This window comes from Curvibacter sp. GW821-FHT01G03 (assembly GCF_059422285.1).
In genome coordinates this window covers 334,278-344,792 of record NZ_JBWKWP010000007.1, presented here as the reverse complement: position 1 = coordinate 344,792, position 10,515 = coordinate 334,278, and the positions used below count along the sequence as shown (strand labels likewise).

General features: G+C 65.0%; 8 protein-coding genes and 2 pseudogenes. 9 read left to right on the top strand and 1 reads right to left on the bottom strand.

Annotated features, from left to right (window positions below):
• The 4 genes and pseudogenes from AC07VS_RS12665 to AC07VS_RS12650 all read left to right on the top strand — a co-directional run.
• A pseudogene (locus tag AC07VS_RS12665) lies at positions 1-135 on the top strand (electron transfer flavoprotein subunit alpha/FixB family protein); the annotation flags it as partial.
• Positions 136-216: 81 nt separating this feature from the next.
• Positions 217-2,007 (top strand): acyl-CoA dehydrogenase, encoded by a 1,791-nt coding sequence (locus tag AC07VS_RS12660; RefSeq protein ID WP_494751088.1) that lies wholly within the window; start codon positions 217-219, stop codon positions 2,005-2,007.
• Positions 2,008-2,096: 89 nt separating this feature from the next.
• Entirely contained in the window at positions 2,097-3,053 is a 957-nt protein-coding gene (locus AC07VS_RS12655; protein WP_494751087.1) for an NAD(P)H-dependent flavin oxidoreductase, read from the top strand.
• A gap of 125 nt (positions 3,054-3,178) precedes the next feature.
• Positions 3,179-3,430 (top strand): helix-turn-helix transcriptional regulator, encoded by a 252-nt coding sequence (locus AC07VS_RS12650; RefSeq protein ID WP_492348719.1) that lies wholly within the window; start codon positions 3,179-3,181, stop codon positions 3,428-3,430.
• Here AC07VS_RS12650 and AC07VS_RS12645 read toward each other — a convergent pair.
• Positions 3,421-4,023 (bottom strand): 2-hydroxychromene-2-carboxylate isomerase, encoded by a 603-nt coding sequence (locus AC07VS_RS12645; RefSeq protein WP_494655422.1) that lies wholly within the window; start codon positions 4,021-4,023, stop codon positions 3,421-3,423. The genes AC07VS_RS12650 and AC07VS_RS12645 overlap by 10 nt on opposite strands.
• A gap of 183 nt (positions 4,024-4,206) precedes the next feature.
• Here AC07VS_RS12645 and AC07VS_RS12640 point away from each other — a divergent pair, with 183 nt between their 5' ends.
• The 5 genes and pseudogenes from AC07VS_RS12640 (at position 4,207) to AC07VS_RS12620 (ending at position 10,421) form a co-directional block, all read left to right on the top strand.
• Positions 4,207-4,947: an SDR family oxidoreductase gene (locus tag AC07VS_RS12640; protein ID WP_492348721.1), complete on the top strand. Its 741-nt coding sequence runs from the start codon at positions 4,207-4,209 to the stop codon at positions 4,945-4,947.
• Positions 4,948-5,253: 306 nt separating this feature from the next.
• A pseudogene (locus AC07VS_RS12635) lies at positions 5,254-6,438 on the top strand (indolepyruvate ferredoxin oxidoreductase family protein); the annotation flags it as partial.
• Between the two features lie 38 nt (positions 6,439-6,476).
• The gene (locus AC07VS_RS12630; protein ID WP_494751086.1) at positions 6,477-8,855 is read left to right on the top strand and encodes an indolepyruvate ferredoxin oxidoreductase family protein; all 2,379 of its coding nucleotides are present in this window, start codon (positions 6,477-6,479) and stop codon (positions 8,853-8,855) included.
• Between the two features lie 47 nt (positions 8,856-8,902).
• Positions 8,903-9,340 carry a MaoC family dehydratase gene (locus tag AC07VS_RS12625; protein WP_492348723.1) on the top strand — a complete coding sequence of 146 codons (438 nt, stop codon included), beginning with the start codon at positions 8,903-8,905 and terminating at the stop codon, positions 9,338-9,340.
• Between the two features lie 127 nt (positions 9,341-9,467).
• Positions 9,468-10,421, top strand: a complete 954-nt coding sequence (locus tag AC07VS_RS12620) for a LysR substrate-binding domain-containing protein (RefSeq protein WP_492348724.1) — start codon at positions 9,468-9,470, stop codon at positions 10,419-10,421.
• Positions 10,422-10,515: the final 94 nt, after the last annotated feature.

Sequence of the window (10,515 nt, the reverse complement as noted above, 5' to 3'; positions counted from 1 at the left end):
TTGGCGGGGATGAAGGACAGCAAGGTGATCGTGGCGATCAACAAGGACCCGGAGGCACCGATCTTCAGCGTGGCCGACTATGGCCTGGAGGCTGATCTGTTTGTGGCTGTGCCTGAACTGATCAGCGCTCTGTGAACTGAGGCCCAGGGCCCTTTTTGACAACAAGCCAAATGGGCATCGTTCGCGATGCCCTTTTCATATCCGGAGATGAACCCCATGAGTTACACCGCCCCCCTGAAGGACATGCTGTTCAACATTGAACACCTGGCCAACATCGAACAAGTCTCACAGATCCCTGGTTTCGAGGAGGCCGGCCTGGAAACGGCCCAGGCCGTGCTCGAAGAATGTGCCAAGCTCAACGAGGGCGTGATCGCCCCCTTGAACTGGGACGGCGACAAGAACCCGTCGAGCTGGAAGGACGGTGTGGTCACCACCACCCCGGGCTTCAAGGAGGCCTTCAAGCAATACGCCGAAGGCGGTTGGCAAGGCTTGCAGCACCCAGTCGATTTTGGCGGCCAAGGCCTGCCCAAGACCATTGGCGCGGCCTGCACCGAGATCCTCAACTCGGCCAACATGAGCTTCGCCCTGTGCCCCTTGCTGACCGATGGCGCGATCGAGGCCCTGCTGACGGCGGGCAGCGATGAACTCAAGGCCATCTACCTTGAAAAGCTGGTGTCGGGCCAATGGACCGGCACCATGAACCTGACCGAGCCCCAGGCCGGCTCGGACCTGGCCCTGGTACGCACCCGCGCCGAGCCGCTGCCCGATGGCACGTACAAGATCTTTGGCACCAAGATCTTCATCACCTACGGCGAGCACGACATGGCCGAGAACATCGTGCACCTGGTGCTGGCCCGCGTGCAGGGCGCACCTGAAGGCGTGAAGGGCATCAGCCTGTTCGTGGTGCCCAAGTTCATGGTGAATGCCGATGGCTCGCTGGGGGCGCGCAACGACGTGCATTGCGTGAGCATCGAGCACAAGATGGGCATCAAGGCCAGCCCCACGGCGGTGCTGCAATACGGAGACCACGGCGGCGCCATCGGCTACCTGGTGGGCCAGGAAAACCGCGGCCTGGAGTACATGTTCATCATGATGAACGCGGCCCGCTATGCCGTGGGCATGCAGGGCATTGCGGTGGCCGAGCGCGCCTATCAAAAGGCCGTGCAATACGCCAAGGACCGCGTGCAAAGCCGCCCGGTGGACGGCAGCCTCAACGCCAGCGCCGCCATCATCCACCACCCCGACGTGAAGCGCATGTTGATGACCATGCGCGCCTACACCGAAGGCTGCCGTGCCATGGCCAGTGTGGCCGCCGCCGCCTACGACGCGGCCCACCACCACCCCGACGCCGACACCCGCAAGGTGAATGCAGCCTTCTATGAATTCATGGTGCCGCTGGTCAAGGGCTACAGCACCGAGATGAGCCTGGAGGTCACCTCGCTGGGTGTGCAGGTGCATGGCGGCATGGGCTTCATCGAAGAGACCGGCGCGGCCCAGTACTACCGTGATGCCAAGATCCTGACCATCTATGAAGGCACCACCGCCATCCAGGCCAATGACCTGGTGGGGCGCAAGACCGCGCGCGATGGCGGCCAGACGGCCAAGGGCATTGCCGCCCAGATCGAGCAGACCGAGGCCGCCTTGCTGGCCAGCGGCACCGACACGGCTGCCGTGGTGGCGAAGCGCCTGAAGGCCGCCCGCCTGGCATTCCTGGACGTGGTCGACTTTGTGGCGGGCAACACCAAGGCCTCGCCCAATGCCGTGTTTGCCGGCTCGGTGCCCTACCTGATGCTGGCCGGCAATGTGGTGGCCGGCTGGCAACTGGCCCGTTCGCTGCTGGTGGCGCAAGACCTGCTGGCCCAGGGCCAGGACGAGGCCTTCATGCGCAGCAAGATCAGCACAGCCCGCTTCTATGCCGACCACCTGCTGAGCAAGGCTTCTGGCCTGCGCGACAGCATCGTGGAAGGTGCTGACAGCGTCACCGCGCTGGCACCGGAAGCCTTCTGATCGGATGGGCCGCGCTGTCCCGAAACGGACAGTGCGGCCGACCTCCCGCCCGTCAAAATTCGCGCAGACCCATCCTGGAGACAAAACACATGTCGAAACTGCCTCCGGCGCTCGCCAACCGGCCTTTCCCGGTCATCGGCTCGCCGCTGTTCATCATCAGCAACCCCAAGCTTGTCATCGAGCAGTGCAAGGCCGGCGTGATCGGCTCGATGCCGGCGCTCAATGCCCGCCCAGCCGCCCAACTGGACGAGTGGCTGGCCGAGATCACCGAGGCCCTGGCGGCCCACAACAAGGCCAACCCCGACAACCCGGCCGCCCCATTCGCCATCAACCAGATTGTGCACAAGAGCAATGATCGCCTCGATCACGACATCGAGATGGTCATCAAGTACAAGGTGCCGGTGATCATCACCTCGCTGGGGGCCCGCACCGATGTGAACGAGGCCATCCACAGCTATGGCGGTGTGGTGTTGCACGACATCATCAACAACGCCTTTGCCCACAAGGCCATCGAGAAGGGCGCTGACGGCCTGATCGCGGTGGCGGCAGGTGCCGGTGGCCATGCCGGTACCAAGAGCCCATTTGCGCTGATCCAGGAAATCCGCCAGTGGTTCGACGGCCCCGTGGCGCTGTCGGGTTCGATCGCCTCGGGCGGGGCCATCCTGGCGGCTCAGGCCATGGGCGCCGATTTCGCCTACATGGGCTCGGCGTTCATCGCCACCGAAGAGGCGCGCGCTGCCGAGGGCTACAAACAGGCCATCGTCGACGGCAACTCGGACGACATCGTCTACAGCAACCTGTTCACCGGTGTGCACGGCAACTACCTCAAGCCCAGCATCCGTGCCGCCGGCCTGGACCCCGACAACCTGCCCGAGAGCGACCCCAGCAAGATGAACTTTGGCGGCGACGCCAAGAAGGCCTGGAAGGACATCTGGGGCTGTGGCCAGGGCATTGGTGCCATCAGCAAGGTTCAGAAGACCGCGGACCTGGTCGCCCAGCTCAAGCGCGAGTACGCCGAGGCCAAGGCCCGCCTGCTGGCCGCCTGATGGCCCGCCGCAAGGCGTTGGCACACCCACCCGCTGCGGCGGGTTTTTTTTCACCCGAGGTACAGCGGGATCGCCCATGACGGCACAATGCGCAGCCTTTGTCATTTGAGTGCTGGAGCTCACCCATGAACCTGATCGCCGAACTGCAAGCTGCCCGCAAACGCCAGGGGCTCAAACAGCAGGAGCTGGCCGAGCAGGCAGGGCTGTCGCGCATGACGGTGCAACGCATCGAGTCGGGCGCCATCGACCCTCGCCTGAGCACCTTGGCCGAAATGGCCAGGGTGCTGGGGCTGCAGCTGGTGGCCGTGGCCTCGGAACAGCCCCATCCGCTGGTGGCCGCACCAGGTGCCCCCATCGTTGACGAGGGTCAGGCCTGAGCTGTCTGCAGGGCCGCCCGGATGAACTCAAGCCGGTCTTGTCCGAAGAACATCTCTTCGCCGACAAAACAGGTGGGCGCGCCGAACACGCCGCGTCGCACAGCCTCGTCGGTGGTGTTCTTCAGTTGGGCCTTGACCTCGGCATCCGAGCACCAGGCCAGCACCTGATCCGCATCGAGCCCCGCGCCCGACAGCAGCTCGACCACCACGGCGGCCTGGCCGAGGTTCAGGCCCCGCACCCAGATGCCCTCGAACACGGCCTTCAGGTAGGCCTGCAGCTGTTCGGGCTGGTGCATCACAAAGCCGGTGGCCGCCCGCATCAGCATCAGGGTGTTGATCGGAAAGAAAGGGTTGCGCTGCAAGCTCACCCCGTAGCGCAGGGCGTAGCGCGCCAGGTCGTGGAACACATAAGCCCCCTTGGCCGGCACGGTGGCCGGCGAGGCGTTGCCGGTGGCCTGGAACACGCCGCCCAACAACATCGGGCGCCATTGCAGTTGGGCGCCGGTCTCGGCAGCCAGGGTGGGCAGCTGTGTCCAGGCCAGGTACGAGGCCGGGCTGCCCACGTCGAAAAAGAACTCCACTGTGCGACCCATGTTGTCTCCGAAGTCAGGTTGGGCGGATCGCTCACCGTAGGCAGGTGGGTGCAGGGTGTCAAGGCGGCCATCCCTGAGTGTCTCGCGCCTGGGTGACAGCGGCGGGCTTGCCGGCACGGCGGCCTTGCAGGCAAGATCGTTACCAGGCCGGTCACGGCACCCACCCTCCATGGAGATTCCGGTATGACGCAGACACAGCAGCCACGCGGCGTGGCCTTGGTGATCGGTGCGGGCGACGCCACAGGCGGCGCCATTGCCAAGCGCTTTGCCCGCGAGGGCTACATCAGCTGCGTCACGCGCCGCACGGCTGACAAGCTGCAGCCTCTGGTGGACGCCATCCGTGCCGACGGTGGCCAGGCGCACGGTTATGCCAGCGATGCCCGCAAGGAAGACGAGGTGCAGGCCCTGTTTGAACGCATCGAGGCCGAGCATGGGCCCATCGAGGTGCTGGTGTTCAACATCGGCGCCAACGTGCCCTGCAGTGTGCTGGATGAAACCGCCCGCAAGTACTTCAAGATCTGGGAGATGGCCTGTTTCAGCGGCTTCCTGAACGCGCAAGCCGCCGCGCGCCGCATGGTGCCGCGCGGGCGTGGCACCATCTTGTTCACCGGTGCCACCGCCGCCTTGCGCGGTGCGGCGGGCTTTGCGGCCTTTGCGGGGGCCAAGCATGCCTTGCGGGCACTGGCCCAAAGCATGGCGCGTGAGCTGGGTCCGCTGGGCATCCATGTGGCCCATGTGGTGGTCGATGGCGCGATCGACACCGAATTCATCCGCAGCAATTTCCCCGAGCGCTATGCCCTGAAAGCGCAGGACGGCATCCTCAATCCCGAGCACATCGCTGACAACTACTGGCTGCTGCACCAGCAGCCACGCGATGCCTGGACCTTTGAATTGGACCTGCGGCCTTATATGGAACGCTGGTAGGCCTGGGCAGGCGCAAGCCCCCACCTGAGCGGTGGCGGCGGGCTGTGAGCGCTCCAAGGCAGGGCGGCATCAGCTATTCACAACGGGCATACATCGCTCGGAGTTTTTCATTATTCAGGGCGCAAGGCCCTGGCTAAAGTGGCCGCGCACCGCTGCTGCCGGTCGTGCGGGCCTGCACGGACGTCTCCAGCGGAGAGCTGTCGCCCGGGTGTGTCTGTTTGCGTGAGCCCGGAGCAGCTTGGCTGCGTCATCGGCCCCTGTGCCGATCCCATCCCTGTGTGCCCGTTCCATCTAGAGAGTCGATTCATGTCTGCGAAGCAAGACCCCAACAGTCCGTTCATCCGAGAAGAAGGCGTCGTTCACCTGGGGGGCATTGACGCCCTGGTGCGATTGACGCTGGACCAGATTCGCACCGACCAGCGCCGCGGCCTGCGCACCGGCATGTTCGTGTCGGGCTACCGGGGCTCGCCGGTCGGCATGCTGGACGCCGCGTTGATCAAGCGGCAAAAGCTGCTGCTGGAGCACAACATCCGTTTCGTCGACGGCCTCAACGAAGACCTGGCGGCCACGGCGGTCTGGGGGACCCAGATGCTGGGCGCCGTGGGCCAGGAGAAGTTCGATGGTGTCACCGGCCTCTGGTACGGCAAGGCCCCGGGGGTGGATCGCAGCGGTGACGCGCTCAAGCACGCCAACTACACCGGCATGGGCAAGAACGGCGGGGTGCTGGCCGTGGTGGGGGACGACCCCAGTTGCAAGTCGTCGTCATTGCCCAGCCAAAGTGAGCCCATGTTGTTCCACCTGGGCATGCCTGCGCTGTACCCGGGCACCGTGCAGGACATTCTGGATCTCGGCTTGCATGGTTACCAGATGTCGCGCCTGTCTGGTTTGTGGGTGGGCCTCAAGATGGTCACCAACGTGGCCGATGGCAGCGGCAGTGCCGAAGTCTCGCCCGAGCGCCTGAACTTTCAACTGCCCGACCTGGAGTTCGATGGCGTGCCTTTCACGCCGCGCATGAACCTGGGCATGAACGTGCGGGCCGAGGCCCTGGAGATGGAGCACTCGCTGTACACGCAGCGCCTGGAGCTGGCCAAGCGCTACGCGAGGGTGAACAAGCTCAACAACGTGGTGCTGCCCAACCGGGACGCGTGGCTGGGCATCATGACGGCAGGCAAGACCTACAACGACCTGATGCAGGCCCTGCGCGAGATGGGGCTGGACGAGGCGGCCTTGAAGCGGCACGGCGTGCGCATTCTCAAGATGGGCATGTTGTTCCCCATGGAGCCCACCATCGTGCGCGAGTTCGCCGAGGGTCTGGAAGAGCTGTTCGTGATCGAGGAGAAGCGTCCGTTCCTGGAGATGTTTGCCAAGAACGTGCTGTACGGAAGCGCACGTGCCCCTCGCATCGTCGGCAAGTTCGATGAGCAGGAGCAGCCCTTGTTGCCGCCGGGCGGCGAGTTCGAATCCGACGTGATCGCCCGCGCGCTCTACAAGCGCCTGTCGCAGAAGGCGCGCATTGAATCGGCCGAGGCGTGGCTGCATCGCCTGGATGCGATTCACCTGCGCGACGATCCCGACACCGCAGGCCGCATCGCCTGGATGCGATTCACCTGCGCGACGATCCCGACACCGCAGGCCGCACCGCCTGGTTCTGTTCGGGCTGCCCGCACAACAGTTCGACCGTGGCCCCGGATGGCAGCGTGGTGTCGGCGGGCATCGGCTGCCACACCATGGCCATGTGGATGGACCGCAACGTGGTCATGGGCACCCACATGGGGGCCGAAGGCGCGCAGTGGATCGGCATGGCGCCGTTCACCGAGGTGCCGCACATTTTCCAGAATATGGGCGACGGCACCTACTTCCACTCCGGTAGCCTGGCCCTGCGCTACACCGTGGCAGCCGGCGTCAACATCACCTACAAGCTGCTCTACAACGCCCACACCTCCATGACGGGGGGCCAGGACATCCAGGGCAGCCACCCGGTGGCCAACGTGGTGTCCGAGTTGCTGGCCAACGGCGCCACCCAGGTGCTGATCACCACCGATGACCCGTCCAAGTACAACGGCGTGGCCTTGCCCGGCGGCACCGAGGTCTGGCACCGCGATCGCCTGGATGAGGCCCAGCGTACCCTGGCGGCCGTGCCTGGCACCACCGTTCTGATCCATGACCAGGAGTGCGCTGCCGAATTGCGCCGCTTGCGCGGGCGTGGCCAACGGCCCGAACCGGCGGAAAGCGTGGTCATCAACGAGCGGGTGTGTGAAGGCTGTGGCGATTGTGGCGAGCAGTCCAACTGCATGAGCGTGGAGCCCATCGAGACGGACTTCGGTCGCAAGACGCGCATCCACCAGGGCTCGTGCAACAAGGACTTTTCCTGTGTCGACGGCTTCTGCCCCTCGTTCCTGACCGTCACCCCTGCACCCGAAGCGGCGGGGGCTGCGCCCGTGAAGAAAAAGAAGAAGGGTCGCATCCCGGCCATGGAGCACGCGTTGCTCGAACCCGAACTCAAGGTGCGGGGCGACTTTGGTGTGCACATCATGGGCATTGGCGGAACCGGCTCGGTCACGGTGGCCTCCACCATCGCCAACGCGGCCCGCATCGAGGGCAAGCATGTGATCGGGCTGGACCAGACCGGCCTGGCGCAAAAGGGTGGGGCCGTGATCTCGGACCTGAAGATCACGGCAGCACCGTTCCAGGGCGCCAACAAGATCAGCGATGGCTGTGCCGATCTGTACCTGGGCTTTGACATCCTGAACGCCACCGACCCCAAGAACCTGGACAAGTGCCATCCTGAGGTCACGGTGGCCGTGGTCTCGACCACCCGTACCCCCACCGGGCAGATGGTGTCCGACCGCCATGTCCAGTTTCCCGAACTGGACCCCTTGATGCAAGGCATCCAGCGTGTCAGCCGAGCCGCTGACAACGTCTTCCTGGATGGTCAGGGCCTGGCCGAAGGCCTGTTTGCCGACAGCATGGCCACCAACATCTTCATGGTGGGCGTGGCCTACCAGGCCGGTGCCTTGCCCTTGGAGGCCGCCTCGATCGAGGCGGCCATCGTGCAGGCCGGCGTGGCCGTCGACATGGGGCTGGCTGCTTTCCGCTGGGGCCGTCTGGCCGTGAGCCGCCGTGATCTGGTAGAGGCCGAGATTGCTCGCCTCAACCCCGTGGCAACTGCGGGCAGCGTGGTCACTTTGCACCGCCCGGCCCGCTTGAGTGCAAGCGCCCAGAAGATGGTCGATGCCTGTGGTGCCGATGGCGAGCTGCTGCGCCTGCTGCAGCGCCGGGTGCCCGAGCTGATCGACTACCAGAACGAGGCCTATGCCCGCCGATACACCCAGTTCGTGCGCCAGGTGGCCGACCTGGAGCGCCATGCCCTGCCGGGCAGCACCCTGATCGCCGAGGCCGTGGCGCGCAACCTCTACAAGCTCATGGCCTACAAGGACGAGTACGAGGTGGCCCGCCTGCACACCGCACCCGAGTTCCTGGCCCGCCTGGAGTCCGAGTTCAAACCCGGCCACCGCCTGCAGTTCCACCTGGCCCCACCGCTGCTGTCCAAGCGTGACCCGGTGACGGGCCATCTGATCAAGCGAGCCTACGGCCCCTGGGTGTTGACCGCCTTCAAATGGCTGGCCCGCTGCAAGGGCCTGCGCGGCGGCGTACTGGATATCTTCGGCAAGACCGAAGAGCGTCGTCAGGAGCGGCAACTCATCGAGGACTACTGCCGACAGATGGTGGATGTTCTGAGCCGCCTGCGTCGGGACAACTTCGACACGGCCTTGAAGCTGGCGCAACTGCCTGATGCCATCCGTGGTTATGGCCATGTGAAGCACCGCAACCTCGAAGCCGCCCGCGCAGAACAGTCGCGTCTGCTTGCTGCGTTCAACCAGCCTGCACCACTGCGCCGCGCCGCCTGACGGGCGCGGGGTGTGTCCTCTGATCTCCTATCCATCGAAAGCCATCCATGAATGACCTCCAAGGCCATGATTTTGAAGACCTGCAGGCGGGCATGAGTGCCAGCTTTGCCAAGACCATCACCGAGGCCGACATCGTCCTGTTTGCCGGTGCCTCGGGCGACAACAACGCCATGCACATCAACGAGGAGTTCGCCAGTGCCACGCCTTTCAAGGGCCGCATCGCGCATGGCATGCTCACGGCCAGCGTGATCTCGGCGGCCATTGCCGGCAAGTTGCCCGGCCCGGGCACGATCTACCTCTCGCAAAGCCTGCGTTTCAAGGCTCCAGTGCACCCTGGCGATACGGTCAAAGCCACCGTGACTGTCAAGGAATTGTTTCCCGAGAAACGACGAGTGAGCTTGACGACTGTCTGCACGGTCGCTGGCAAGGTGGTGATTGAGGGGGAGGCGCTGGTCATGCCCACGGCACGCCAGCAGGCCACCTGATCGCCAGAGGGGGGCTCAGCCCCTAGCATTTGCTTACCCGGTCCGTACAGGACGCCTCTAAGCTGCCGAGCCACTGCGCCGCAGTGTCTGTCTATTCCGGGCAGCTCCATTCAAGAGGTCATGCACGATGCGGAACTTCAAACAGTCGCGCCTGTCTTTGGCGCGCTCCCTCAAACTCTCCCAACTGGTGGTGTTCGAGGCCGTGGTGTCAGCAGGCTCGATTCTGGCCGCCTCGCGCGAGTTGGCCCTGACCCAGCCTGCTGTCAGCAAGTCCTTGCACGAACTGGAGCGTTACCTCGACCAGGACCTGTTCGTGCGCAGCAAGAAGGGCGTGGCCCTGACCGAGTTCGGGCGCCTGTTCGAGCGCCATGCCCGCACCATGCTGCTGGAACTGCGCTGCCTGTCCGATGGGCTCAATGCCTGGCAGATGGGGGTGTCGGGCCACGTGGTGGTGGGCACGTTGATCACCGCCTCGGCGGTGTTGGTGCCCGAGGCCATCCACCGCCTGCGCGGAGGGGCGCCCGACGTGGAGGTCGAGGTGCGGGTGGGCACCAACACCACGCTCTTTCCAGCCTTGGCCAGGGGCGATCTGGACGTGGTGGTGGGTTACCTGCCGCGCGACAACGATGTCCTGCCCGGTGTCCTGCATCCCGACCGCCTGCAACATCAGACCCTTTACGACGAGGCACTGTGCGTGGTCGTCGACAGACAGCATCCGCTGGCCGCACGGCAGGGCCTCACCCTGCGTGAGCTGCATGACCAGGAGTGGATCCTGCCCACCCCCGATTCAGTGGCCTACGGCGCTGCCTGCGCCATGTTCGACAGCGAGAAGCTGCCCTTGCCGGCGCGGGTGGTGTATTCGGTGTCGGTGCTCACCAACATGGGCTTGCTTCGTCGGCGACCCATGGTGGCCTTGATGCCGCAACTGGCGGCCCAGCGCTTCGAGGAGACGGGCCTGCTGTCGCGGCTTTCGCTGGGCCCGCTTGAGGCCTTTGCCACCGTGGGCTACAGCGTCTCTTCGCATCGCCAGCCCAGCGCTGCGTGCCAGCGTTTCATCGAGGCCTTGCGCGCCTCGGTCTGAGTGCCGCCTGACCCGACTCGAGGGTGGCGGCCGGCGCCAGCCTGAATCCCTCATGGCATCGATCTGATCTCAAGGCGTCCACCGGCCTGCGCAG